Source organism: Nostoc paludosum FACHB-159 (assembly GCF_014698835.1).
GTDB classification, from domain to species: Bacteria; Cyanobacteriota; Cyanobacteriia; order Cyanobacteriales; family Nostocaceae; genus Nostoc; species Nostoc paludosum.
Map to the genome: position 1 here is coordinate 125,371 of NZ_JACJTU010000019.1, position 25,825 is coordinate 151,195.

At 39.8% G+C, this 25,825-nt stretch carries 21 protein-coding genes; 11 read left to right on the forward strand and 10 right to left on the reverse strand.

What is annotated here, in order from left to right:
• Positions 1-168: 168 nt before the first annotated feature.
• Positions 169-609: a pentapeptide repeat-containing protein gene (locus tag H6H03_RS20180; RefSeq protein WP_190956870.1), complete on the forward strand. Its 441-nt coding sequence runs from the start codon at positions 169-171 to the stop codon at positions 607-609.
• A 114-nt stretch (positions 610-723) separates the two neighbouring features.
• Here the strand turns inward: H6H03_RS20180 and H6H03_RS20185 are convergent, their stop codons facing one another.
• Complete coding sequence (locus tag H6H03_RS20185) at positions 724-2,064, reverse strand: TldD/PmbA family protein (RefSeq protein ID WP_190956871.1); 1,341 nt, start codon at positions 2,062-2,064, stop codon at positions 724-726.
• Positions 2,065-2,284: 220 nt separating this feature from the next.
• The gene (locus tag H6H03_RS20190) at positions 2,285-3,757 is read right to left on the reverse strand and encodes a TldD/PmbA family protein (protein ID WP_190956872.1); all 1,473 of its coding nucleotides are present in this window, start codon (positions 3,755-3,757) and stop codon (positions 2,285-2,287) included.
• Between the two features lie 290 nt (positions 3,758-4,047).
• Here H6H03_RS20190 and H6H03_RS20195 point away from each other — a divergent pair, with 290 nt between their 5' ends.
• Together H6H03_RS20195 and H6H03_RS20200 are read left to right on the forward strand one after the other, a co-directional pair.
• Complete coding sequence (locus H6H03_RS20195; protein WP_190956873.1) at positions 4,048-5,082, forward strand: ParA family protein; 1,035 nt, start codon at positions 4,048-4,050, stop codon at positions 5,080-5,082.
• Positions 5,083-5,092: 10 nt separating this feature from the next.
• Positions 5,093-5,695 (forward strand): HEPN domain-containing protein, encoded by a 603-nt coding sequence (locus H6H03_RS20200; protein ID WP_190956874.1) that lies wholly within the window; start codon positions 5,093-5,095, stop codon positions 5,693-5,695.
• Between the two features lie 405 nt (positions 5,696-6,100).
• Here H6H03_RS20200 and H6H03_RS20205 read toward each other — a convergent pair whose 3' ends face one another.
• From H6H03_RS20205 to H6H03_RS20225, 5 genes are all read right to left on the reverse strand, one after another.
• Positions 6,101-6,925, reverse strand: coding sequence for a glycosyltransferase family 2 protein (locus H6H03_RS20205; RefSeq protein ID WP_190956875.1), 825 nt, complete (start codon positions 6,923-6,925; stop codon positions 6,101-6,103).
• 44 nt (positions 6,926-6,969) lie between these two features.
• Positions 6,970-8,274 carry an NAD(P)/FAD-dependent oxidoreductase gene (locus H6H03_RS20210; RefSeq protein WP_190956876.1) on the reverse strand — a complete coding sequence of 435 codons (1,305 nt, stop codon included), beginning with the start codon at positions 8,272-8,274 and terminating at the stop codon, positions 6,970-6,972.
• A 75-nt stretch (positions 8,275-8,349) separates the two neighbouring features.
• The gene (locus H6H03_RS20215; protein WP_190956877.1) at positions 8,350-8,706 is read right to left on the reverse strand and encodes an EamA family transporter; all 357 of its coding nucleotides are present in this window, start codon (positions 8,704-8,706) and stop codon (positions 8,350-8,352) included.
• A 34-nt stretch (positions 8,707-8,740) separates the two neighbouring features.
• Positions 8,741-9,124, reverse strand: a complete 384-nt coding sequence (locus H6H03_RS20220) for a DMT family transporter (protein WP_190956878.1) — start codon at positions 9,122-9,124, stop codon at positions 8,741-8,743.
• 2,079 nt (positions 9,125-11,203) lie between these two features.
• Positions 11,204-11,458 (reverse strand): hypothetical protein, encoded by a 255-nt coding sequence (locus tag H6H03_RS20225; protein ID WP_190956879.1) that lies wholly within the window; start codon positions 11,456-11,458, stop codon positions 11,204-11,206.
• Positions 11,459-11,770: 312 nt separating this feature from the next.
• Here H6H03_RS20225 and H6H03_RS20230 point away from each other — a divergent pair, with 312 nt between their 5' ends.
• From H6H03_RS20230 to H6H03_RS20245, 4 genes are all read left to right on the forward strand, one after another.
• Positions 11,771-13,930: a Tex family protein gene (locus H6H03_RS20230; protein ID WP_190956880.1), complete on the forward strand. Its 2,160-nt coding sequence runs from the start codon at positions 11,771-11,773 to the stop codon at positions 13,928-13,930.
• A gap of 13 nt (positions 13,931-13,943) precedes the next feature.
• On the forward strand, positions 13,944-14,291 hold the full coding sequence (locus tag H6H03_RS20235; RefSeq protein ID WP_190956881.1) for a 2Fe-2S iron-sulfur cluster-binding protein: 348 nt from the start codon (positions 13,944-13,946) through the stop codon (positions 14,289-14,291).
• 228 nt (positions 14,292-14,519) lie between these two features.
• Positions 14,520-14,918, forward strand: a complete 399-nt coding sequence (locus H6H03_RS20240; RefSeq protein ID WP_190956882.1) for a phage holin family protein — start codon at positions 14,520-14,522, stop codon at positions 14,916-14,918.
• A gap of 144 nt (positions 14,919-15,062) precedes the next feature.
• Complete coding sequence (locus H6H03_RS20245; RefSeq protein ID WP_096535234.1) at positions 15,063-15,254, forward strand: YqaE/Pmp3 family membrane protein; 192 nt, start codon at positions 15,063-15,065, stop codon at positions 15,252-15,254.
• A gap of 426 nt (positions 15,255-15,680) precedes the next feature.
• Here H6H03_RS20245 and H6H03_RS20250 read toward each other — a convergent pair whose 3' ends face one another.
• The gene (locus H6H03_RS20250) at positions 15,681-16,481 is read right to left on the reverse strand and encodes a histidine kinase (RefSeq protein WP_190956883.1); all 801 of its coding nucleotides are present in this window, start codon (positions 16,479-16,481) and stop codon (positions 15,681-15,683) included.
• A gap of 179 nt (positions 16,482-16,660) precedes the next feature.
• Here H6H03_RS20250 and H6H03_RS20255 point away from each other — a divergent pair, with 179 nt between their 5' ends.
• From H6H03_RS20255 to H6H03_RS20270, 4 genes are all read left to right on the forward strand, one after another.
• Positions 16,661-16,885 (forward strand): hypothetical protein, encoded by a 225-nt coding sequence (locus H6H03_RS20255; protein ID WP_190956884.1) that lies wholly within the window; start codon positions 16,661-16,663, stop codon positions 16,883-16,885.
• A 158-nt stretch (positions 16,886-17,043) separates the two neighbouring features.
• Positions 17,044-17,379, forward strand: a complete 336-nt coding sequence (gene petJ / locus H6H03_RS20260) for a cytochrome c6 PetJ (RefSeq protein ID WP_190956885.1) — start codon at positions 17,044-17,046, stop codon at positions 17,377-17,379.
• A 185-nt stretch (positions 17,380-17,564) separates the two neighbouring features.
• Positions 17,565-18,584, forward strand: a complete 1,020-nt coding sequence (locus H6H03_RS20265) for an aldo/keto reductase (RefSeq protein ID WP_190956886.1) — start codon at positions 17,565-17,567, stop codon at positions 18,582-18,584.
• Positions 18,585-19,306: 722 nt separating this feature from the next.
• The gene (locus tag H6H03_RS20270) at positions 19,307-22,612 is read left to right on the forward strand and encodes an SdiA-regulated domain-containing protein (protein WP_242057928.1); all 3,306 of its coding nucleotides are present in this window, start codon (positions 19,307-19,309) and stop codon (positions 22,610-22,612) included.
• An 83-nt stretch (positions 22,613-22,695) separates the two neighbouring features.
• On the opposite strand, the gene H6H03_RS20275 is transcribed toward H6H03_RS20270, so the two are convergent.
• Positions 22,696-24,654 carry a flotillin family protein gene (locus H6H03_RS20275; RefSeq protein ID WP_190956888.1) on the reverse strand — a complete coding sequence of 653 codons (1,959 nt, stop codon included), beginning with the start codon at positions 24,652-24,654 and terminating at the stop codon, positions 22,696-22,698.
• Between the two features lie 21 nt (positions 24,655-24,675).
• The gene (locus H6H03_RS20280) at positions 24,676-25,365 is read right to left on the reverse strand and encodes an OB-fold-containig protein (protein ID WP_190956889.1); all 690 of its coding nucleotides are present in this window, start codon (positions 25,363-25,365) and stop codon (positions 24,676-24,678) included.
• Positions 25,366-25,825: the final 460 nt, after the last annotated feature.

Sequence of the window (25,825 nt, forward strand, 5' to 3'; positions counted from 1 at the left end):
CAATCTTTTGATTTTAATCCCATAGGATTATTTTAGAGCAAAATACATGATCTTAGAGATATTATCTATTCTTCCCGTCGTATGAAGACGTGGCTCTAGAATGTTGGGACACTGTAAGTATAGAAGTCAAGAATTTCATGACTTTTAGAAGTGTCGGAGGTAATAAATATGAAACCAATATTTTTGACGGCAGCAGCTTTACTCACTACGCTATCTTTTGCTGCTCCTATATCCGTCAAAGCTGAAAACTCCGCCCCTGTCCGGCGTTTGCTGGAAACTAGAGAATGTTTTGGATGTGATTTAACAGGAGCAAATCTTAAAGGCGCTCATCTAATAGGTGTTGACTTGAGAAACGCCAATTTGAAAGGTGCAAACTTAGAAGGTGCAAACTTAGAAGGTGCTGATTTAACTGGTGCTAATTTGAGTTCTGCTAATCTTGAAGAAGCATTCGTCAGCGATACTATCTTAAATAATGCTAATCTCACCAATGTTAACTTGAGTAATTCTCGTTTATATAATACTGACGTAAATGGTGCGGTTTTGGCTAATATCGATTTAAGCGGTGCTGATGTGTTTAATACTGCTATTAGTGTTGGTGGTGAATATTAATCAATTTTGGATTTTGGATTTTGGATTGACTTTGTGTATAAACTTGAAAAGCTTGCTAAAAAATTTTGGATTTTGAATCTTGCAATCCAAAATCCAAAATTTAAAATCTAAAATTTATTCACCAGTAATCGCTAGTTCATTCACCCAAATTCTTGGACAAACTCCCCCTGGTGTTAACTCCACCTCTTTTTCTATATAAATAATTGACTTCAAGAGTTCCAAGAAATCGCCGGCTACCGTTGCTGACTCAATACTCGTTTTCACACCTTTGTTAACTAGCCAACCATCAAACGGCAAAGAAAACGAACCTTGCAAGGATTTTACTCCAGCATGGAGGGCGCGTAAATCATCAATCAGAATCACGTTTTCCGCAGTTTCTAAGCTAAATTCTTGCTCAGAGGTTGCTGTTGTAAAAACGTGATAAAAATTGGGACTGACACTGACTTTTGCCCCAATACTGGCATTACCTGTAGGTTGAGCATTTAACCTTTTGGCAGTGCCAGCACTATGGAGAAAGCTTTTTAAAATGCCATTTTCAATCAGCGAAATTTGACGAGTTGGAGTACCTTCACCATCAAAACTTTCTGCGCCTATTTTAGCTGGATGTAATGCATCGTCATAAACTGAAAGCAGAGGGGAAGCAATTTGCTTACCTAAATCTTCAGGAGTAGATAAACTTTGTTTATCCAAAATATTTTGGGCATTGAACAAATTAGAAAAAGCACCCAACAAACTTAAAAAAGCTTCGGGTGAGAAAACTACTCGATATTTTCCACTTTGAATTTTTTCATAATTCAAGTGGCTGATAGTTTTGTCTGCGGTTTCTTTGATGCAACCATTGATGTCTAGATTATCTAAACCGTCGTTGATTCTAAAAGCACCTGCACTGCGAGGTTTTTTTCCTTCTTCTTCTGTTTTGCTGTAAAGATAAATTGATGCAAAAGAGTGAGATTCAGTTCTTAGGGCACCGTCACTATTGAGATAAAATCTATCAATATCTCTTTGGGCTAAGCTATTATACGGTACACCTTTAATTGCTGGATGGGCTGCTAGTAATTCTTTTTCGGCTAGCAATAGTTTTTCTATCAGTTCAGCTACCGGCGCTTGGAGTGTTTTATTTTCAGGTTTGTTAGGAATAGGAATAGTAGCTTCGGGACTAAAATCAGGGACATTTTCCTTAACACCAAAAAAACTGGCTTCGTAAGCAGTTTTCAAAGCTAATTCTAATCCTTTGGGATCAACGTCTGTGGTGCTGGTGACGCCCATTGTATTCTCTTCATTCCAGACACGAACGGTAACACCAGACCGATTTGAAGCTTTGACTTGTTTTGGCTCTCCTTGATCTACTTGCACGCTAGTATCATCTACTGTTGAGCCATAAATGTCAAATTTTTTGATGCCAAGTCTATCAGCATTTTCCTTGGCGTGATTTGCGATTTCATTAATATTCGGCATGACCAATTTTAGATTTTGAATTTTGGATTAGCAGCTATTTTATTTTGGATATTAGATTGGGGATTTTGGATGTTAAAGTGTTGGACATTTTTTGTCTCACGCAAAGACGCAAAGACGCAAAGAAGAAGATGGAAATCATCTGCATTTTTGTTGTAGGTTTTTATTGACGCAATATCCTACTAGTTATCAATCCAAAATCAAAATCTAAAATCCAAAATTATTATCTTCCGCCCACGGTAATAGAATCAACTTTGATGTGTGGTTGTCCGACTGTGGTGTAAATACTGCCGCTGACGGAACCACAAAAACCTGGGGCAATTTCTAAATCTTGGGAACACATGGAAATTTTATTCATAATTTCCGTGGCTTCACCAATCAAAATTGCTCCTTTTAATGGCTTGGTAATTTTGCCATTTTCAATCAAATAAGCTTCATCGACACCAAAGTTAAATTGACCTGTGGCACCAACACTACCGCCACCCATTTTTTTACAGTAAACGCCTTTATCAATAGAGGCAAATAAGTCTTCAATGGTGTAGTCGCCAGAATCAATATAAGTATTACGCATCCGGCTAGCGGCGGCAAAGGTGTAGTTTTGGCGGCGTCCGCTTCCCGTTCTGGGGTGTCCGGTGAGTGTGGAACCTGTTCTATCTGCTAAGAAGTTTTTGAGAACGCCTTTTTCAATTAATAGGGTTCTTTGAGCGGGCATACCTTCGTCGTCCATATCAATTGTTCCGAAGGCATTGTCAGAACGTCCTTCATCCCAAGCTGTTAAACTTTCATGGGCAATTTTTTGGCCTTTTTTATCAGCAAAGGGAGAGGTATTGCGTTCAATTTGAGTGGTTTCTAGGAGGTGTCCGCAAGCTTCGTGGAAGATTACGCCGCCAAAGTGATTGGCCATAATGATGGGGTAAGTCCCTGATTCCACGTAATCTGCATAGAGCATTTTGCCAGCAGATTCTGATATTTTTTCGGCAGCTTGTTGATAATTCCAGGTTCTTAAGAAGTTGGCATCGCTAGTGTTACCAGCGCGATCGCCAATTGAGGTACGATTAGCACCATCGGCACACAACAGGTTAAAGCCTACTGATTGGGTGAGGCGAATGTCACGGGCAAAAGTACCATCACTGGCGGCGACTAAAACTTCTTGCCAATCTCGAAAATAAGTAGCGCGGCGCGATTGCACGTGGCTAGCTTTTTGCTTTAAGTAAGCAGTACCATCAAGGAGAACTTCTCCCATTTCGCGGATGGAGCTGCACGCTGGTAGCCATGCATCTTTGCCTCTTTTGGTGGCGTAATCTCTAAGTAATTCGAGGTTGATTTCCGGAATGAAGGAACTAGGTGCGGGTAGGTGTAATCCCAAAATCGAAAGGCCTTTTTCTAAGGCTGCTTTCAAACCCGAAAAGGAAAGGTCATTAGTGCTGACATAGCAGTCGGCTTTACCGCGAAAGACTCTAACTCCGGCACCTGTAGACAAACTCGGTGAAATACTGGTGATGGCGTCATCTTCTGCAAGAGAACTAATGTAGTTACGACGTTCTAAGAATAATTCGATGAAGTCAGCACCAGCGGCGCGTCCTAGTCCCAGGAGGGTAGCCAGTGGGGCTTCCCAGGTTTCATCGAAACGCTCTGGGGTGGAAGAATATTGTAGAGTGGGAAGTTGATTCGAGAGAAGTAGCGTACTTGTAAGCATGGGTAGCCTCGTCTGCTGGCGGAATTCAGAGATTTGACTGAAAAATCCTGGTGTGTTCAGTCTAACAAATGAGTGAAAGCCACAGTTGGCAGTGAGGTAGTAGGGGTTTCCTCACTGCACGAGCAAAGGAAATATCTTAAAGTCATGCACTTGAGGGAGCGATCGCTATCATCCAGCAATCGAAATAAAATACAGTTTAGTAAACTGTATTTTGCGACAATAGGGCTAAGAGTTCCATAGCATTGCCAATATACGCAGGGACTGTTTTACCTCAACAAGGAATATAAAAAATGAGTTCGTATGCTTTTTGGAACAACAAAGGTGGCGTGGGAAAGAGTTTTCTTTGCTTTGTAGCTGCTGCTGAATATGCTCACCGTCATCCTGATACAGATGTTTATGTAATTGATTTGTGTCCCCAAGCCAACGTCTCAGAAACCCTGCTAGGGGGATATCTCAATAGTCCAAAGGCACTACATTCTTTAAGCAGTAAGACACCACGCTCGACAGTGGCTGGGTATTTGGAAGCACGTCTTAACTCTCCCTTCAGAATGATTACCGATGTATCTCCTTATATTTGCGAACCAAGGGAATTCAACCCACAAATACCAGAAAATCTGAGACTGGTGTGTGGGGATAATCTTCTGGAAATAATTTCTGAAGCAATTAGGCAAACCTCTCAACTCCAAATACCAATTGATGCTTGGAAACAGGTCATTAGTTGGATTCGAGATTTAACAGTTGCTCTGCGTACATATAGTGGTGAGCGAGATGCGTTGTTTTTAATTGATTGTAACCCTAGTTTCGCTGTATATACACAGCTTGGTCTGGTTGCAGCAGAGGGCGTAGTTGTCCCATTTACTGCGGATGATAGTTCACGTCGTGCAATTGAGAATGTAGTCGCACTTCTATATGGAATAACAGATCCTAATACTGCACCATACGCAAGAATTAGCTTTGCTAAACGTGCAAAAGAAGAAGGCGTATCTGTGCCAAAATTACATACGTTTGTGAGTAATCGAGTAACAATGTATGAAGGTAAAGCTGCCTCTGCATTTATAGCTGTAAACAAAATCATTAAGAAAACTATGGATGATATACATCAGAAAAATCGTCACATTTTCGCTAATCCTAAAGACTTACCGAGCAAAAGTTTCATTGAAATTCCTGATTATCACAGCGCATGTGTAGTTGCAGCAACAACTGGCACACCTTTACATAAACTTAAACCAGGCCCAAAAACAATTGATGAGAACCGAGTTCAATTAAATCCAGATCCATTAAAGAGGTATCGAGATGCGCTTGAAGAATTTGTGAATTATCTCTAAGAGCATCGCCGTGCCATCACCAGCAGCATTAAAATATCACATTGCAGCTCAAAAGGCTCGTATCTTACGTGATACTGCGACAGATCCCCGGTTGCGCCCGATATTAAACAGTCAAACTCAAGTCTATTATCACTCCGCTTTAGCAACGTTTGTTGCTGCATGGGAAGCTTATATTGAGGAACTCGTTCGGAATTTTTTTGATGTCACTGCAAACCCTTTAGATCCTAAATTTCATGCTGTACACACTATTGCTAGAAATACAGCAGAGCGATCCCTTAAACAGTTTAATACGCCAAATTCAGAGAATTCGCGTAACCTTCTAGTTCAATATACTGGCTATGACCCTATCAATGATTGGGTTTGGTCAAGAAGAAGCATGAACGCACTAGCCACTCGGCAGATGCTAAACGATGTTTTGCAAGTCAGGCACAGTTTTGCTCATGGGTTTCCCATCCCTGCATGTTCTTGGACACAAACACCTACTGGGAAAGTTCGACTAACTGCTAAAGCTATTAAAGATGTTGATGCTTTATTACAATATCTTGTAACTGTTACTGACCTTGGTATGAAGCAAAATATTCAAACTATTTATGGTATTGTTACACCCTGGTAATAAATGAAGATAATATTTAGCATTCTTTTATTACTCTGAAAAAATAAAAATATTGGGAGGTTAGATTGAGGAGCGAAACCCAACAAAATCGAGGATTTTTGGTATTGGCCTTCGTTCCTCAACCCAACCTACACCTAGATTCATCAAAACTTCTGCAATAAGTCTAATTTTGAGCTAACTAAACTATAAAGGGGCGCACGATGTACGCCCCTAGAAGAGATTATGGTTCAAATAAATGAGATGCACTTATATGTATTTAGTCTGCACTTTTGTTAACCAAAAGCACCACAAAATGCTAACAGGTATGGGGTGATAATTGCGAATTAGGAATTAATATAACTCCTACAAAATATGTAATTTTATTTGCTGATGAGGTTGATTCGATCCACACTCTCCTTGTCAGGCTTATTTACGATTTGCTATTTTCAAGGGAATTCGTACTGTTTCTCGACCATCGAAAGTTTGATCGAAATTGGGAGTTGGTCTTGGGGATGATATATTTTTAAACAAAACCTTCAGTGTGCGAACAATAGTTTTAAGAACTTTCATTTTGCTGGCAGTTGGCTTTTGATCGTATCTCAAAACCATTGGAATTTCTATGATTCTAGGTTTGAACACTTTAGCTTTGAGCAGTAAATCTATCATGCAAGCAAATCCACTTTCTGTGAAGAGATTGTCGCCATAATAGGCATCAAGTTTGCTGAGCAAAGTCCGGTTATATAGTCTGTAACCACAGGTGTAATCTCTAACACCTGGGACGCGGGCTGCAATTCTAAATAGCCAACTTGCTCCGTAGCTCATGAACTCTCTAAATTTTGATAAGCCGATGACTTTTGAGCCTTTGCGATATCTAGATGCGATCGCAATATCATAACCACCAGCGATGGTAGTATCATACATTTTGATTAAGAGTTCTGGTGGCTGAGTATCATCGCAATCCATTGCAGCTAAAAAATCACCTTCTTGAGAAATTTCTAAGAAAGTTGTGAAGCCTGTTTTGATTGCTTGACCTAAACCACCATTTTTGGCATGTTGTACCAATTTCAGGGATACACCCAGGGATTGAGATTGTTCTATGGCAGTTTCAGCAGTGCGATCGCTACTGCCATCATCAACTAAAATCAGTTGGATATCCATCTTAGAGATTTCCTGCAATGCCTGAAATCTTTTGAACAATGGGGGGATTGATTCTTCTTCGTTGTATGCGGGTAAAAGAACAAAAAGAGTCATAAATAAATACCTCGTGTGATTTTGAAAATACCAGTACTCAAGTTTCAAGAATTTAGTAGTGTTGATTTTTTGAGGAATTCATCAACGTGTCTGACCACAGCGTTGTTATTGACGCTATCATTCACGAACTGTGATGTATTGACAACAAAAAAATCAGCGTTTTCAGTACTCACTTTGGGAACAAGACTTGAATAGTTTAAAACTTGTAGTGGCTGTACTTTCATCGCTCTGTTTATGTGTGCTGCCACAATGTCATCTTGTTTGAGTTCTGGGAACATTAAACGTATTCCTTGGAAAAATACTTGCCGCAATTCATCATCTGGTTGTTTTAACAAAGGGTCGGTAGAAAGGATATATTTTGGTAGGAATGTCATGTGATATCCTGCTGTTTCTTCCAATGAAACTAAGTTACTCATACCGATAACTCCAGTAAACGGAATATTTCTATCGGCAATATTTACTACGTAATAAGGAATTAAAGCCTTACGAGTAATAAGTGTCATGCAAACTACACCCAGGTACTCTACTGTTTCACGAGTTTGGGAAACTTTCACTAGGTCATTTGCAACAACTTGTTGCAGGACATTAACCGGGCCGGTAAATATTACCTTATCAAAATGTTCTTTTTTCCCTTGAGATTCTACCCAAATTCCACCTTCTTGAGCAGGTGCAATATACTCCACCGCAGTACTTGTGCGAACCTGACCTCCAGATGCCTTAATTAATTCTTCTAAACGGTCTATTACAGTTTTATAACCGCCAGAAACATAACCAAGTTGTTCTTTACTTAATGAAGAATCCCGCGCTGAAAATAATCTTCTGATGTAAGCCCAAATAAAAACAGCTGAGATTCGCTTATAGTTTTCTCCTAATTTTGATAGAAGTAAGGGTTTCCAAAGCTTTTCGTATGTATTCCTACCACCCAGTTTTAATAGCCAATCTGCAACTAAAATCTTTTCTAAACGCTGCCAATTATTGATGCGCGAACCATATAAAAGAGTAAAAGCTAATCTAATTTTTCCAATCAGTCCAAATAAAGGGAAACGTAAAAACTCTATAGCATTACTAATAGAATAAAACTTTTTATTGTCATAAAAACCCGTTAAACTACGATGCCAACGTAGTTTATCTCCAAGACCAATATCTCTTATAAAATTTATTAAATGAGTATCAGAAGGTAGAATAACGTGATAAAAGCGATCCCAAGTAAATAAACCGTAATCATGATAGGTGGTAAGTCCACCAAGCTGGTTGTTATTATCAAAAACAGTTACTATATTTCCTTGGTTTGAAAGGCGTTGGGCTAATACTAACCCAGTTATTCCTCCACCAATGATGCCTATTTTCATAAACTTAAATTTTTCTAGGGTATGTTGTTCAAATTTATCTTTCGACTTTATTAACGTTGATAGCTGATTGAGCTATTAATGTACAACAAGTATGACACCAGTGATAATAATTGAAATTCCTAGCCACTGACTCAATACAACCTTCTCTTTAAGAAGATAGTAAGAAGCAATCGGTATAAGTGCATACATTAATCCCAGAACTGGAAATGCTTGGCTCAGAGGAACTGTCCGCAATACATACAGCCACAATAAAGTCATGAATCCATAGCAAATAAACCAAATCGCAAAATAAGGTGAAAATATTAAATTGCGGATGGATGCACTTCCTTCTTTGTTAGAGTTGGTGATGTAAAGCCCGTACTTTAGCGATACATTAGCAACTGTTCCAAGCAAAACTACAAGCATTAAATTTAGCCAGTTGATGATGTCCATTTTTTAATACTTTCTAGGATAGTTAACTATAAAATTATTGTGACTTCTTTATGGGAATAACCACTAAAAGAACACCAGCAAAAATAGTGAGAACTCCTAATATTCGAGTTAGCGTAATTACTTCATTAAAAAAATAATACGAACCTAAAAATATGCCGACATAGTTTAGGCTAGTTACTGGATAAGCAATACTCAGTTTTACACTTCGCAAAGCTAATATCCAAGTTACTACTCCTAAACAATAAACAGACACAGATAATGCCAATTTTTGAAGAAATTCCCAATTCAATAGTCCTTCATGGCTATTGCTCATGGTATGTTTCATCAGCAATTGTCCAGAAATACTAAATAAAATGCTAACCAGTAAGATAATATAGGAAGTTATTTGGAAACGGGAAGTTTGTAATATAGATTTCATAATAGATTTACCTCAATGGTAATAATAAGTATGAACTTAAAAATTTTGGATTTCGGTCACACCTTCTCAACAATTTGACCTCTCGCTTCAGCAAATAGACAATAATAATTCAGAGGGTTAGGTTGAAGGGACTGAGATCAAAATGACCATTGAAGCTGATGTCCTAAAAGTTTAAAACTAAGTAATATTAACTTTGGATATTAGGGCAGTTGCTGTCTCATGCCAGCTTCCCATCTTTTCGCAGCCACCTAGTTATACTTCAAGACTATTATTTAGACAAAGGTCATACAGTATATACGTACACTAAAGGTTAATAGCGTTCCCAACAATTCGTCCTAGATAAAGTTGATCAATGCGCGATCGCTAAGTTTGAAGAGAATACTCATTGTTAACCCTTAAGCCAGTAAACATGGATTGCGAAAATTTTTATCAATCCATTCATTAAGTTTCATCAGTTGTATGTATCTTCCTGTAGAAATCTGCTTGAATACACTACTGACATTATCAACCTATTAACTTTATATTTCAGAACTTACTTAAAATTAATAATTTCCTTATATTTGCTAATGGAGAGTTCATTAATTTTTTGCTCATGTATATAAAGTATCTTTAAACTCACAGACATAATTGTGAGGTAGGCTGGAGACTAAGTGGCTGAATTTGTTTACTTGGTCTATTTGGACATCGGAATACAAGAATTAGCAAAATTTCTTAGACTTTAGCGGAAAATCTGGAAATACATGAATTGCTTTAGAGCTTTATCGAAACTTTACTCAATGTCCAAACTCAAGCTCTGATGAGAGTAAAGGTTAATCTAAACTAAGGTCGGCTCAAATAATCCTAGTTCATAGCAGTTGAATTGTGTTCTAGTGTTTTTACATTATGAGTATTACGTTTTATTGATTTTTGTTGGTTTTTATCAATTACATATAGTTTTGACTAGAGTTGTTTCTCAAAAGTTATTACTACATGTAATTACTTACTAGAATACCACGAGAAATGTATGTTGCAAATTTATCGTCGCACTTCATGAAAAATTTACTTCCTGAAAATCTACTTAAACAAAAACTTCATAAAATAGACACTCTCTTCTACATAATTTTTTACTTGCGAAATTGTGTATATTTATTGCTTTTTGGCTGCTGAACTTCTAAAACAGGCAATTCTACATCAAAAATTTACTTTACTAAAATCCATCTAAACGAAAACTTTATACACTAGACTAGCTTGAAAAAGGTATCAGTAGAGTACGGGGAGAGAACCTTTTTCATTGTTGGTTGTGGGTTTTTACCGTCAGTAGTTTCCTAGAAAGAAGTTATATTACACGTCGCATTGCAAGGAAGAGAAATTTTTATTTTTCTTGGTGAGTGCAGATCGCAGAGTCTGTTGTGTCAATTATTCATTGTCTGAGGTCAAACTGCCAAGGAGAAAGCGAAAAAAAGACTTTTACAAGAAACCTAATTATAATTGACCTATCTGCTATCTAAATTTTTATTTCGTCAAAGCTGTACATCTGTAAAGCACTTTTTCGGCAATCAATTTGCAGAAGTTGGAATTTATCTTCAATTCTAAACAAATTAGAAAGCTTAAAGTTGAGTTTGCTAGAGTAGAATTTCAACTTGAACAGCAGCCGAAGTGATGGTGAAAGATATAACTAAAATATACTGCTTTCAAGTGGTAAACACAGAGAAGAAAGGATAAATTGAATCGCTTTTTCTCTAACTATAATGATTTACTAATTTGGATATTTGAGTTCCAACTTGCATGATAGTTACTTTAGATACAAAGTTAGCAAGACAACCCTAATTTGGATTTGAGCTTCAAAGGTTATTTTATACTCTAACTTATTGTAACTAAGTCTGAAAAAATTGTCATGCCTTACCTTCCATCAGGTTAATATGATGGAGAATAAAATTGAGCTACTTTGTTAGAAAATTTTATATTTAAAAAGTAAGTTAAAACCGATCAAAACTATTGCCGTAGGGAAGCAAGCCCTTGTTCAGGGCTTTGTTTGACTAACTGTGTGGATAATTGGCAGCATTTTAAAGTTCAGAAAAATTTAATTATTCTTGATTGAGATCATTTAGTTTCTCTAGGTGCTTTTTGTGTAAGTTGAGTCTGTTTAGAGTCATTTTGTTGCAAAAGCTTATTAGTAATAATGAAGACAATGATTAACAATCCAAACTGAATCTGCCAGGGTGCTAATACTAAACTTAAAATCAGGCTAATAGCTGCAAAAACACCTGCGAGATATGCAATTTCATCAGTACTCTTTTTAAATAGGTAGCCAGTAGCTAAAGCAGTACACAGTGGTATCAGGAAAAACAAAGCCATTATCAATTACCTATGGACTAAAAATTGTGGTGTTTATAAAAAATTGAAATGGGTTTTGGAATTGTGGTTAATTTTACATCCAAGGAGGTTTTAGCCACAACAGTCTCTCGATATAAATCTTATCAAAATTCAAGATTACGCAATCTCTTATTTTACACCTTAGTAGGGCGAGAAAAAGTCCCACGCTGAGGCGATCGCGGTTAGATCGAGCAAAGGAGTCATCCAATAAATTAGCTTAAAACTTGAGGCTGCTTTCGGGAAAACGATTTAGCATATTACCTTTAAGAGTAGGATTTTCAACTGTAAAACTCGATGCTGAACATTCCTCAATTACTGGCAACTGAATTAGATCTCAAACCCCATCAGGTGCAAAACGCCCTAGAACTTTTGGCGGAAGGTGCAACGATTCCGTTTATTGCACGCTACCGTAAAGAGCGCACTAATGAAATGAATGAAGTGCAACTTCGCGAACTGTCTGATAGATATACTTATTTAACAGAACTAGAAGAACGTAAGTCTGTCATTTTAAATGCGATCGCCGAACAAGGTAAACTTACAGACGAACTCAAAGCGAAAATCACATCTTGTTTACAAAAAACAGAACTTGAAGATCTATACTTACCGTATCGACCAAAGCGACGCACCCGCGCCACCATCGCCAGGGAAAAAGGACTCGAACCGCTAGCAGAGTTCATCAAATCTTTAAATGTTAAAAATGGTATGAGTGCTTCTTTGGAAGAAGCAGCAGCTAAGTATATTTCCGAAGCCAAGGGACTAAAAACAGCACAAGAAGCCCTCAAAGGTGCTGCTGACATCTTAGCGGAAGAGGTCGCTGAAAAAGCTGAATTACGCGCACATATCCGCGATTATTTTCTCGAAGAAGGAGTGTTTGTCTCCCGCATCAAAGATGATTATCCCGAAGGTACAACCAAATTTGAGATGTACCGAAACTATCAAATCAAGGTAAAAAATATTGCGCCCCACAATATGTTGGCGTTGTGTCGGGGTGAAGCAGAGAAAGTATTAAGCTTTGAAATTGCTTTCGATGAAGATACGGTACTTTATTATCTTGAGTCCCAAGAAATTAAAACTAAAGTCCGGACAATTCGGGATTTTTATCAAGGGATGTTGAAGGATGCATTTAACCGTTTAATGAAAGTCTCTCTTATGGGAGAGGTGATTTCTGAGAAAAAAATCTACGCAGATATGGAATCAATCAAGACATTTGAAGCAAATCTGCGGGAGTTGCTGTTGTCTGCACCAGCCGGAATGAAACCAACCCTAGCCATAGACCCCGGCTTTAGAACTGGGTGTAAAGTTGTGGTACTCGACGAAACGGGGAAATTTTTGGCATACCAAGCGGTATTTCCTCACCAAGCGGCTGAACAAAGACTTAAAGCTGCACAAACCATCAAAAATCTGCTTGAAAAGTACAAAATTGAATTAATCGCCATTGGTAACGGTACAGCATCGCGTGAAACAGAGGAGTTTGTTTCGGAAGTTTTACAAAGTATGGAACGCAAACCAATTAAGGTGATTGTGAACGAGTCTGGTGCATCTATATATTCTGCAAGTATTGTGGCGTTGGAAGAATTTCCCGATTTAGATGTTACCGTGCGGGGGGCAATTAGTATCGGCCGGCGTTTGCAAGATCCTTTGGCGGAACTGGTGAAAATCGATCCCAAATCCATTGGCGTGGGACAATACCAGCACGATGTCGATCAAAAGTTGTTAAAAAAGAAATTGGATGAAACTGTAGAAAGCTGCGTTAACTACGTAGGTGTAGACTTAAATACCGCCTCCAAAGAACTGCTAACTTCCGTGTCAGGAATTACCGCAGCAGTGGCTAATAATATTGTCGCCCATCGCAACCAACACGGAGCCTTTAGAAATCGCCGCCAACTGTTGAAAGTTCCGAAGTTGGGCCCGAAAGCTTTTGAACAAGCAGCGGGTTTTCTGAGAATTCGCGGTGGTGACAACCCATTGGATAATACAGCAGTGCATCCAGAGAGTTATGCTGTAGTAGAGGCGATCGCATCGGATTTAAATGTGCCATTAAATCAAGTGACACAAATTGCCGAAAAACTCAAAAAAACCAACCTGAAAAAATACGTAACCGATACCGTTGGGGAACCCACACTGCGCGATATCCTTAGCGAACTAGAAAAACCAGGGAGAGATCCCCGTGCTGAGTTTAAGTATGCCACCTTCAAAGAAGGAATTAAGGAAATTACCGACTTAAAGGAAGGAATGGAACTAGAGGGAATGATTACCAATGTCGCCAACTTCGGTGCATTTGTTGATATCGGCGTACATCAAGATGGTTTGGTGCATATTTCCCAACTTGCCGATAGGTTCGTAGACGATCCCAAGAAAATTGTGAAGGTGGGACAAGTTGTGAAAGTGCGAGTACTAGAAGTTAACGAAAAATTAAAACGAATTAGTTTGTCGATGAAAGCAGTTAAACAATAATTAGAAACAGCAGATGGCAGTTTATCAAGTCCGACTCATTAATGCTAGTCTGGGATTAGATTGCACCATTGAGGTACCAGACGATCAATATATTTTGGATATGGCAGAAGACGCTAATATCCGCCTACCATCTGGGTGCAAACAAGGCGAATGTTCTGCGTGTATCGCCAAACTTATCAGCGGTAAAGTCGATCAAAACGAGCAAAAATTTCTGCGTCCAAGTGAAATACAGGCTGGTTATGTTGTTACTTGTGTAACTTATCCTTTGTCGGATTGCACTTTAGAAACCCATCAAGAACAAGTTTTATATAAATCAGCCCTTTACTATAAGCCTGAGTCTGGAAAATCTGAGCGATCGTGACCTTCTAGTATTAAATAAATATTAAATTTTTAGGTTGTTAAGAAATGTAACATTATTTGAAAAACGTTACAGAGTAGGGACGTACAGCTGTGCGTCCCTACTATAGTTTTTAATGTTAGACCTAAGGATAGAAGCAAATTCTATCTTTCAAGAGAGGTTAGAATCTAGTGCCTAGTTAAAGATGAAATAAGAAGTTTCAAAAGAAAAAATCTTTATTAGGTAAAAACAATGTTGACACCATTTTTAACAGCCCTAGCCACAGCTTTAAGCTTATTAATTGTTGATTTAATTGTTCCAGATGTTGACATTGCTAATTTTCCCGCAGCTTTAATTGCCGCTTTCGTAATCGGTTTAATTAACGGTTCCCTTAAGCCGATTATTTCTACACTTTCTCTGCCACTCAATTTTTTAACATTTGGAGCATTTTCTCTCATCATCAACGGTTTTTGCTTCTGGTTAGCAGCCGCTTTAGTTCCTGGGTTCTCAGTTCACGGACTTATCGGTTTTATCCTTGGGCCTGTAATTTTATCTTTTGCTAACACCTTGATTAACAACTACTTTGTTGAAAGAAATCTTTTAACCAGCGGTGGTAATGTGAAAAGCCAAGGTGAATTACCTTCTAGATAAACATCGGCGGGAGTAGAAACGCTAATTTACTTACGTCTCTACTCCAAAAAATTCCCGAATTAAGATAACTCATTAGATGGATTTTCTAATTCGGTGTCTTTCAGACAATGTAATTAAACAAATTTACACACTTGTAACAACATCATGAAATTAGTTCGTTATCTTCTCGGTTTGTTAGTGCCTCCCTTAGGCGTTTTCTTGACAGTTGGAGTTGGGCCAACATTGATTATCAACATTTTGCTTACACTTCTCGGTTGGCTTCCTGGTAGTATTCATGCAGTTTGGGTTATTGCCAAGTTTGATGAACAAATGAGCCGGGAAGGACGTATTTACTAATACGCAGCAAGATTAATTTTACTAATCTGAAGAATGGTGTCTTAGGCTTTAGCCTAAGGCATCATTTTATTTGAAGCAGGACTTACGCACAGCTAACGGAAAATCGTAGACGCAAAGCGACACCACACAGGCGCAGAGGTGATGGAGAAAAGTCACCAGCGGCGGCTTTGATTGTTGCGCCGCAAGCATCAGAACTTCGGTGAAAATGAGACTTTGAGAGATATTTTGCGTAAGTCTTATTAAGAATAATACGACTGTAGAATAATATTTTTAAATGTGAAAAAATTGTGGATTTTAGATTGACACCATAGGTGTTCCTTGGACGTTAGCAAATTTTAAATTAGATTACGTAAATTAAGAGGTGCGTTAACCTTTGGCATAACGCACCCTACAAAAAATGAGTTAATAGATAAATACTAAAACTATCTATTTGTGGATAGTTTCCCGCTCTTTATCAGCAGGTTCCTTATCTTTGAACAAGTCAGCCGCAGTTAACAGTAACTCTCTCAAAGTTTGTTTAATTTGGTACTCTTTTCTAGCTAAAGATGTACCAGCTTCACCTAACTTGTCTTCTAACTGCGATCGCTTTTCTCCTACCTGTGTAGCAAGAGTTTCCGCTTGGGGACGAGCTTGATTATACCAGTGTTTGGCCTCATTGAGATAATCTTGAACTTCCATAGAACGTCCGCCATACCGTGCAGCCATATTAGCTCGAACAATGGCTAGCTGTGCTTGCAGTTGCGCGTAACGTTTCTTCAACAATCCCATTTCTTCACTATCTTTAATGGCATTGATAGCAGAATCAATTGCAGTTTTGGTACTAGCAGGTTTTTCCTTATTTGTTTCTTCAATTTCTGCCAAAATTACATCAACTTCTTGCTGGAGTTGTTCTTCTTCGCCATCTAGTTGAGCCTGTAGCCGCTTGATATCTGCTTGAGTTTTAACAATAGTTTCGTGTCTTTGACTATTAATTCCTTCCAAAGCTCCTTCAATAGAAGCTGTAACTTCATCTTTGAGTTCGCTACCTTTTTCTTGGAAGTTTTCAATCACAGCAGAAACAGCATCTTTAACAAGGTTACGAATTTCACTAGAACCTTGTTTAAACTCAGAAGCTACTTGAGAAACTGCGGATTTGACAATTTCTCGAATCCTTTCAGTTCTTAATTGTCCGGTTTCTTTAGCTTGTTGTAAGTCTGTTTGAATTTGTTGTTTGATATTGTTAGGCATTTTCAACTCTGGAGATTTTACTAATTGGGATAAAAATTTATAGACATGGTTCTACATACCCATTGTGGCGTAGGCTTATTATGCTTGGCACTTCCTTTAGATAGAAAGCCATAAACCTAAAGAAGTGTTACCTATTTGTGAGATGATGAATATTTGTTGCTAGTAATTGAGAATCAAATATGTGGCGAGTAAATATTAGTTGTTCTGGTGATGCTTGGAAAGTATATGGTACTGAATTTAAGGCGATCGCCGAAAAATATCAAGGTGAATTAATTGGTTCCAAAAAAATGCCAGATGGCACCCGCATCATGTCATATAAAATTGAGGATGTTAGCGATGCCGAAGCTTTTCAGGAATCTTGTACGCAATTTGCTGGATTCACATCTGACTTTGAATCCCTTTAATACAGAAGAATTCAGAATTCAAGAATCAGAATAAAGAAGTGTAACAACCTTTATTAGCTGATTTGAGACTTACTTGATGAATTTCATTGACTTTAATTTTCTGTATTTATTATGACAATTGTCTTGGCGATCGCTATTTCAAAATTTGGAGAAGCTAAGTGAAAAAACTCCTAACATTGGTAATAGTAACTTTTGTATTATTGATAAGTACTTTGACGTTCCCAGCTATTGCAGCAGATACAGCTAACGGCGAAAAAATATTCAACGTTCATTGTGCTGGTTGTCATATTAATGGTGGTAACATAGTCAGGCGAGGTAAAAACCTCAAAAAGCAAGCACTCAAAAAATATGGTATGGATTCAATAGAGGCAGTGACATCGATAGTTACCAATGGTAAAAGTAATATGTCAGCCTACAAAGACCGCCTGAGCGAACAGCAAATTCAAGATGTTGCTGCTTATGTTATTGAACAAGCTGAAAAAGGCTGGCGGTAAAAAAGTTAGGAGTTAAGAGTTAAAAGTTAAGAGTTAAAAGTTAAGAGTTAAAAGTTAGGAGGTATAACTTTAACACTTATTATCTCTGGCAGTGCTAAATCATTCATAATAAAGTAGAAAAGTTAAAAAGGCTGTAAAAACCCTTGCTAACTCCTCACTCCTAACTTCTAACTCCTAACTTAAAAATGAACTTACCCGCAGCTAGTCGTCTCCAATTCACCCCTGATTTAAACATTTGCCGCATATTAAATGGCATGTGGCAAGTCTCTGGCGCACACGGACGCATTAATCCCCAAGCTGCCATTGATAGTATGTTCAAATATTTCGATGCAGGCTTTACCACTTGGGATTTAGCAGATCATTATGGCCCCGCAGAAGATTTTATCGGTGAGTTTCGCTGTCAATTAGTTGATACCCGTGGCAAAGATGCTTTATCCCAACTACAAGCTTTTACAAAATGGGTGCCTCGTCCTGGGAAAATGACCAAACAATTCGTTGAGGAAAATATTGATATTTCCCTGAGAAGGATGAATGTGCAATCATTAGATTTGATGCAATTCCACTGGTGGGAATATCGAGATAAAAATTATCTAGATGCCCTCAAATATATGGCAGAACTGCAAACTGAGGGCAAAATTAAGCATTTAGCTTTGACTAATTTTGACACGGAACACTTAAAAATTATTACCGAAGCAGGCATTAAAATTGTTTCTAACCAAGTACAATTTTCACTCGTCGATCGCCGTCCGGAAGTCAAGATGATTGAATTTTGTCAACAACATGATATAAAACTTTTTACTTACGGTACAGTTTGCGGTGGTTTGTTATCAGAAAAGTATTTGGGTAAACCAGAACCGCGAGGATTTGATTTAACTACTGCCAGTTTGAAAAAATACAAAAATATGATTGATGCTTGGGGTGGTTGGCAATTATTTCAAGAGTTGCTTGCTATCCTCAAGGAAATTGCCAATAAGCATGGGGTAAGCATTGCTAACGTGGCAGTGCGTTACATTTTAGATCGGCCAGCTGTGGGAGGCGTCATAGTTGGCGCCAGACTTGGTGTATCCGAACATATAGAAGATAACGCCAAAGTATTTAGTTTTAGTTTAGATGCTGACGATGGCGATCGCATTAACGCTGTCTCTCGCCAATCACGCGATTTGTACCAGATAATTGGCGATTGTGGTGATGAATATCGGCGATAAAATACATCATTACGCTGGAAATTTTCACATCTTTTTGAATCAATGCTTGCAAGCATTTATCTTGTCTAAGGCGATGGAAATCTCTATCAGTTTTTGCCATCTGACGATATTTGCCAGAACCCACTAATATCATGTCCACCTAATCACTTATTAAAAAAATTCTCCGCGTCAGAGTGTCTCCCTGTACCGCGAAATTCAGATATCTACACTGGAAGTCGGCGCTCTGACTTATCTTTATGTCAGTCTAAACAATAAGTATTCAGTCGGACATGATATTACGCGTGGACTAAGATTTTACGTTATTACGAGCAAAGCAAAGTAATCGCAAAGGCTTACTTTTTCGACATCAGCGCATAAGTCCTAATTTTTTGATGATCTCTGCAATTATCCATAAACTCTTTTTAAATTTTTCTTAAACTCTTATTTGAATTTAAACTGTATTGTCCAGTAAAAGCTGTTGTTTAAACTATTTTATGAACATCGTGCGGTAAAAATCGTTAATAAAGTTAAGAAACACTTTTTGTAGTGATACATACGCCAAAATTGCACCCTCATGTCAATCTTTACTTAGAAATCACTACAACCTATAGATAGCAAGTTTTCCCAAAATATATTGCAGGTTTGTTAGGGTCGAGGGGAACATTACTGTTCCACCTAAATGGGTTAGCTCACTCTGCACTATATCTTCCTGCAAACTTTTACCCTTCTAAGGACAAATAGTAATGTCAACAATTAATTCAGTCGATCTGTCTACCTATACGCTGATCGGCCGGTACGATCTGCCCGAACCTACGCGCACCACTGCACCTGCCAACAGCTTGCTAGCTCAGGAAGTCTCAGCCGTGACCTACAACTGGGACACTGACACGTTATTCGTCGTTGGTGACGGTAGCACATCAATCGTTCAAGTATCGAAGACGGGGCAATTGATCGACTCAATGACCTTGGCTCCTGGCAATAGTCCCCAAGGAACCGATTTCTATGATACGGAAGGACTTACCTACATCGGCGGCGGCAAATTCGTCTTGATTGAGGAGCGAGATCGCCAGGCCAACTTGTTTACTTACGTACCAAACACTACGCTTACCAAAAGCGACGTGCAAACCGTCAAGCTCGGTACAACAGTCGGGAATATTGGAATTGAAGGCATATCTTATGACCCCCTGACGAGCGGATTCATCGCCGTCAAAGAGACGCAACCACAAGGGATATTTCAAACCGGCATCGATTTCGCAGTAGGCACGGCAACAAACGGTTCACCCACCACAGTGAACTCGACCGACCTTTTCAATCCGACATTGGCCAACCTTTTAGACTTCGCAGACGTTTACGCATTGTCGAATCTGTCGTCTTTGAGCGGACAAGCTGATTACAGTCACCTGCTGGTGTTGAGCCAAGAATCAGGCAAGATCGTCGAAATCGATCGCTCTGGAAATATCTACAGTTCCCTGACGATTGTCTCCAATCCAGGTAATCCCCTCTCCGTTGTAGACCAGCAACATGAAGGGCTGACGATGGACAAAGATGGTTATCTTTATGTCGTCAGTGAAAATGGCGGTGGTGATATCAATCACCCGCAACTTTGGGTCTACGCACCCTCCTCAGTTCCGAATCAAGCCCCCAGCAGTGTCGTGCTGAACAATCCGGTTACAGCGATCGCCGAGAACACCAGCACCGCAACCCGGCTGAAAGTGGCAGACATTACCATTACCGACGATGGACTAGGAACAAATAACCTGACTGTGACTGGAACTGATGCCAGCTTCTTTGAAGTTGACAGCACTGGACTTTACATCAAAGCCGGAACCGTTCTAGATTATGAAACCAAGACCAGCTATAGCCTCACCGTCAATGTAGATGACCCAACTGTTGGTAACACTCCAGATGCGATCGCCAACTTTACCTTAGCTGTCACCAATGTAGTGAATGAAACATCCTCACTTCCCACTGTCATCATCTCCGAGGTGTCGCCGTGGAGTAGCGGCAACAGCCCCTATGGTGCCGACTGGTTCGAGGTGACAAATACAGGCGTCAGCACTGTCAACATTACTGGTTGGAGAATAGACGACGACTCGAACAACTTCGCTAACTCGGTGGCGCTCAACGGCGTTACCAGCATCGCCCCTGGGCAATCGGTTATCTTTATCGAAGGTAATGCCACCACCGCCAACGCATTCAAGACAGCATGGTTTGGCAATAATGCCCCCAGTAACTTCACTATCGGTACTTACAGTGGTTCTGGCATTGGTCTAAGTACCGGGGGCGATGCAGTGAATCTGTTTGATTCGAGCGGAAACCGGATTACTGGTATTAGCTTTGGTACATCCACCACAGGCTTGACGTTTGACAACAAGGCTGGTCTGGGCAGTACCACGCTGCCCCTGCCAACCGTCTCCACCTTGAGTGTTGCCGGAGTCAATGGTGCGTTCGTTGCATCCAATGTTCCAGAGACTGGATCTCCAGGCACGACTATAACCCCTCCCTCCCTCATCATCTCTGAGGTGTCACCGTGGAGTAGCGGTAACAGCCCCTATGGTGCTGACTGGTTCGAGGTGACAAATACAGGCGCCAGCACTGTCAACATTACTGGTTGGAGAATAGACGACGACTCGAACAACTTCGCTAACTCGGTGGCGCTCAACGGCGTTACCAGCATCGCCCCTGGGCAATCAGTTATCTTTATCGAAGGTAATGCCACCACCGCCAACGCATTCAAGACAGCATGGTTTGGCAATAATGCCCCCAGTAACTTCACTATCGGTACTTACAGTGGTTCTGGTATTGGTCTAAGTACCGGGGGCGATGCAGTGAATCTGTTTGATTCGAGCGGAAACCGGATTACTGGCATTAGCTTTGGTACATCCACCACAGGCTTGACGTTTGACAACAAGGCTGGTCTGGGCAGTACCACGCTGCCCCTGCCAACCGTCTCCACCTTGAGTGTTGCCGGAGTCAATGGTGCGTTCGTTGCATCCAATGTTCCAGAGACTGGATCTCCAGGCACAACTGTAACTGTGAATCAAGCTCCCACTGCTTTAGTGCTGAATAATCCGGTCAATACAATTGCTGAAAACACCAGCACCGCAACACGGATTAAAGTTGCAGATATCACTGTGACCGATGATGCTCTGGGCACTAACGTCCTCAGCCTTAGCGGAGCTGACGCTAGCGCCTTTGAAATTGCTAGCAATATTTTGTACCTCAAAGCCAACACTAGCCTCGATTTTGAAACAAAATCTAGCTATGCGGTTAGTGTTGCAGTGGATGATGTCAATGTGGGCAGCACTCCTGATGCCAGCACTAACTTTATATTGGCAATTACAAATGTCAATGAAGCTCCTGCTGCAAATAATGACACTGGTTTCACGGCTAACCAGAGTGTGGCGAAGCCGATCGCGATCGCCACTCTGCTGGCCAACGACACTGACCCCGATGCCAACACAACGCTGTCTATTTTACCCAATGGATTTAGCAATGTTGTGGGTGGTAGCGTTGCCCTCAGCGCTAGCAATGTCATATTTACTCCGAACTCCAGCTTTAGCGGTACGGCCAGCTTCAAATACACAGTCAGCGATGGTAGCCTCACCAGTCAGGCGATCGTTACCTTAGAAGTCGGCAAAACCGTCGATGGCAGCAATGGCGAAGATACCCTTACTGGCACTGGTGGAGATGATAACTTAAGCGGGGGGAATGGCAAAGATACTTTGTTTGGTAACGCTGGTAATGATACGTTGTCCGGTGGCAATGGAGTTGATGTCCTCTGGGGCAAAGAGGGCGATGACCTACTCAATGGTGGTAATGGTCGAGACACCTTCGTCCTGACTCGTAATAGCAACGGCACCGACACAATCCAAGACTTTACCCTTGGACAAGACTTCATCGGCTTATCCGGTGGACTGAGTTTTGCTCAACTAACCTTTGCCGATGTGAATAGCAGTGCTGCGATTCTGTTTGGCAATGATACGTTAGGGCTGTTGGCTGGAGTAAAAGCTAATCAACTGGTGGAATCCAGCTTTGTCCTAGTTTAATCATTTGCGGTGTTGAGCCGAGAAGTTGATATCTCGGCTCACTTCGCTGTGTACTCTTTCTAAATAACCATTACAAAACTGAATTACAAATTATTGCCATCAGTTTGTATATTGTTTTCGATCGCAGTTGGTATTGGGAGATTTTCTAAGGTAGGGTGAGTTGATGTGCCAGCTATTACTTGGTTATTGCCACGTACTAGCTGATTGATTTGACCGATTAGTTCACCTAACTTACCTTCCTCAAGTAAAGTATTTATTAAGGAAAGCCCGCTAGTAGATAGTAGCAATTTGTTAATATCTTGACTGCCGTTGCTGCCATTTGCACCAGGGAATGAATAAATGCGAGTATCTCCTAAAACTCCCGGTTGCGGTGCTAAGGCAGTGACAATTTCTGGTAGTTTATCGGCTAATTCTGGCCAAATTGTTGTAATAATTTTGGCGGTGAGATTGGCATTACTAATGGAATTTTCGGCGGCGATTTTGGCGCGAATACCTTCGGCTTCTGCTAAAACTTGGTCGCGGTTTGCTGCTGCTAAGGTGCGAATTGCTTCTGCTTCTAATTCTGCTGCTTCTTGGGCAATTTCGGCTTGACGGCGGCGGCGGAAAGCATCGATTTCCACAACGTTACGATCGCCAATACTCTTTTCTTGCGCTTCTCGTTCCGCAGCGATAATCGATAGCTGTTTGTTGCGTTCGGCTTTTTCCACTTCCCCGGCGGTTTTAACTGATTCCTCGGCTTTGGCTTGTTGTGCTTGTGCCACAAAGCTTTCGCGTTTTTTGTTAGCAATGGCGATCGCTACATCTTCTTGAGCCAATTTTGCCAGTCGTTCTGACTCAACTATCTGCACTTGTGCCTGTAGTTTTCCTGATTCTACAGTTTGTTGGCGTGTAATCTCTGCTAGTTCAGATTCCTGTTTTTGCAGTGCTTGTACTACCTTTAGCTGTTTATTGCGTTCTTCCAGAGCAATATCAGCTTCAATTTGGCTTTGTTGCACCGATAGTTTTTTACGAATTTCTTCTTCTTCAACTGATTTTTCCTGCAAAATTTTAGTTCGGCGTACTGTTGCAGCTTCCCTATCTTTGGATTCTTGAATTTCCCGTTCTCGCTGTGCTTTTAGTGCTTCTACTTGCAACTTTTGCTCTAGTTTCGCACTTTCTTGTTCTTGGGCAATTTGGAGCGATCGCTTTTGAGCATCTAGTTCTTTTTGCTCAATTGTTACTTGTGTTGCTAACTCTACTTCCCGTTTTTGTTGAATCGAGCGCTGAATAATTTCGGTTCGCAAGCGCACACCTTGGGCATCAAAAAAGTTATCTGGATCGTAGGTAACACTTTCTAATATTTCCGAAATCGCAATGTTATTTAAAGTTAACCCGACTTTTTTCAAATCCGGGCCAACTAAGTTCAATACTTCCTGAGCAAACCCCAATTTATCAGAATCAATTTCTGCTAAATCTTTCGTTTTGGCTGCCGCCCTAATTGCGTCATCGGCTCTTTTTTCTAAAGCATTTTTGATATCTTCCGGAGTAATTTTACTTCCACTTTGAGATAGTCTAGCGGCCGCTGTCAACACATCTTCTTCGGAGGCATTAATACATACATAAAAAGTCACGCGGATATCTGCTCGTAAGTAATCTCTAGTCCGGACTGCAAGTTTGCCAGTCCGTTCCACATCAATGGAAATTTCTCGCAAAGGTACCCGTGTCAGCTGATGAAATCCGGGTAGGATAATGCAACCGCCATAGAGAATTACCGCTTTCTTTTTAATAAAAAGACCCCCAGTCCTCACGAAAGCTTCGTTGTTGGGTGTCACTACATAAACCCGTGTATAAGCAAACAAGCTGAGTAATAGTAATAAAACTAAGCTAGCAATCACCACTGGAAAGACTAATCCACCATTTATTTGAGCAAAATTAGGCATAACTTTTACTGGAAGTGTTTGGTCAATTAATGTTATTTGTTTTTGTTGTTGTAACTTAATCTCTGGAACTTCAGCTATTTCGACACTCGGTAAAGACTGGATAAAAGTCAACCAAAAAAGCATACTATTTTCCTCTTAATAATTTTAATCTTTGCGAGACGAATTATTTAACCAGTGTTCTTCGTCGGGACTATCTTTAGCAATAACTACGTAAATTTGCGCCTTATGTTCAATAATTAAAACTTTTTCTCCACGTTGGGGTGCAACAGTTCCCCAGTCTGGTAAAACAGCACTAATAGTTAAAAGATTGCGTTTTGCATCTAGCACATCTACTTGTCCAATTCTGCCCTGATTCTCAGTTGGAATATAAGCAGAGATGACAATTCCAACGCAACCTATTAAGCGATCGCTACTCACATCTTCACCAAACTCTGCAAATATTTTGCCAATTGGCCGCGCTATTAATCCTCCTAATAATAAGCTAATAATTAACGAAACAAATAATATAATGCTCCCAATCAAACCACCAAGATTACTATTGGAAACTCCACCAAACCAAACATTCAACATCCACCCCAAAACGCCCCACAAACTCAAATCTGTAGCCAGTAACAATATTAATGGAGCTTTCCCAATCCCAGCCCATCCCAAGAATTGCCCAAAGCCCAATTCGTTATTGCTTTGTGCCTCTACATCTGCATCTACATCTACATCCACATCTGCATCAATATCAAAATCTTGCCCCCCGCCCCCGGAAATTATCATAAAAAAGAACAGCAAAACCCCCATTCCCAGAAAAATCCAATAGGGTAAGTTGTTTGGACTAAACAGCATAATATTTCGTTAATGATATGTCCTGGTAGTTTTGTAAAATATAATACTCTTATTGGCTAGCTAAAGCCCCGACCTCAGAAGAAAGCGGATAAATATCTATGAATAGGTGGCTTTAAGACCCCTATTTTAAAAATTGCTGAATTCTGAATTTTGGCTCACTACTTTTTTATACTACACTAATAATACACAAAGCTCCATATCCATTTTATGAATAGTTACTGATAAAGAAAGAAATAGAATTATTTATCTGCTAAAATAATATAAATCTTAAGATTTTTCAAAAATTAGTAACCTAAATTCAGTAAATATAAAGATACTTCAATTAGACATCTCCAAAATAGTATGTTTTGTGATAAAAGAACATCATGAGAAGTTTTTTGACACTAAAATATGAGTAATATACTGAATCACATTGAGGAGAATCCGAAAGAAACAAAGCGGTTAATTGGTATGGAGTATG

Excerpts from the sequence above, each read along its gene's own strand:
- H6H03_RS20180 (WP_190956870.1), top strand. The coding sequence starts at position 169 with ATGAAACCAATATTTTTGACGGCAGCAGCTTTACTCACTACGCTATCT.
- H6H03_RS20185 (WP_190956871.1), bottom strand. The coding sequence starts at position 2,064 with ATGCCGAATATTAATGAAATCGCAAATCACGCCAAGGAAAATGCTGAT.
- H6H03_RS20190 (WP_190956872.1), bottom strand. The coding sequence starts at position 3,757 with ATGCTTACAAGTACGCTACTTCTCTCGAATCAACTTCCCACTCTACAA.
- H6H03_RS20195 (WP_190956873.1), top strand. The coding sequence starts at position 4,048 with ATGAGTTCGTATGCTTTTTGGAACAACAAAGGTGGCGTGGGAAAGAGT.
- H6H03_RS20205 (WP_190956875.1), bottom strand. The coding sequence starts at position 6,925 with ATGACTCTTTTTGTTCTTTTACCCGCATACAACGAAGAAGAATCAATC.
- H6H03_RS20210 (WP_190956876.1), bottom strand. The coding sequence starts at position 8,274 with ATGAAAATAGGCATCATTGGTGGAGGAATAACTGGGTTAGTATTAGCC.
- H6H03_RS20215 (WP_190956877.1), bottom strand. The coding sequence starts at position 8,706 with ATGGACATCATCAACTGGCTAAATTTAATGCTTGTAGTTTTGCTTGGA.
- H6H03_RS20220 (WP_190956878.1), bottom strand. The coding sequence starts at position 9,124 with ATGAAATCTATATTACAAACTTCCCGTTTCCAAATAACTTCCTATATT.
- H6H03_RS20225 (WP_190956879.1), bottom strand. The coding sequence starts at position 11,458 with ATGGCTTTGTTTTTCCTGATACCACTGTGTACTGCTTTAGCTACTGGC.
- H6H03_RS20230 (WP_190956880.1), top strand. The coding sequence starts at position 11,771 with ATGCTGAACATTCCTCAATTACTGGCAACTGAATTAGATCTCAAACCC.
- H6H03_RS20235 (WP_190956881.1), top strand. The coding sequence starts at position 13,944 with ATGGCAGTTTATCAAGTCCGACTCATTAATGCTAGTCTGGGATTAGAT.
- H6H03_RS20240 (WP_190956882.1), top strand. The coding sequence starts at position 14,520 with ATGTTGACACCATTTTTAACAGCCCTAGCCACAGCTTTAAGCTTATTA.
- H6H03_RS20245 (WP_096535234.1), top strand. The coding sequence starts at position 15,063 with ATGAAATTAGTTCGTTATCTTCTCGGTTTGTTAGTGCCTCCCTTAGGC.
- H6H03_RS20250 (WP_190956883.1), bottom strand. The coding sequence starts at position 16,481 with ATGCCTAACAATATCAAACAACAAATTCAAACAGACTTACAACAAGCT.
- H6H03_RS20255 (WP_190956884.1), top strand. The coding sequence starts at position 16,661 with ATGTGGCGAGTAAATATTAGTTGTTCTGGTGATGCTTGGAAAGTATAT.
- H6H03_RS20265 (WP_190956886.1), top strand. The coding sequence starts at position 17,565 with ATGAACTTACCCGCAGCTAGTCGTCTCCAATTCACCCCTGATTTAAAC.
- H6H03_RS20270 (WP_242057928.1), top strand. The coding sequence starts at position 19,307 with ATGTCAACAATTAATTCAGTCGATCTGTCTACCTATACGCTGATCGGC.
- H6H03_RS20275 (WP_190956888.1), bottom strand. The coding sequence starts at position 24,654 with ATGCTTTTTTGGTTGACTTTTATCCAGTCTTTACCGAGTGTCGAAATA.
- H6H03_RS20280 (WP_190956889.1), bottom strand. The coding sequence starts at position 25,365 with ATGCTGTTTAGTCCAAACAACTTACCCTATTGGATTTTTCTGGGAATG.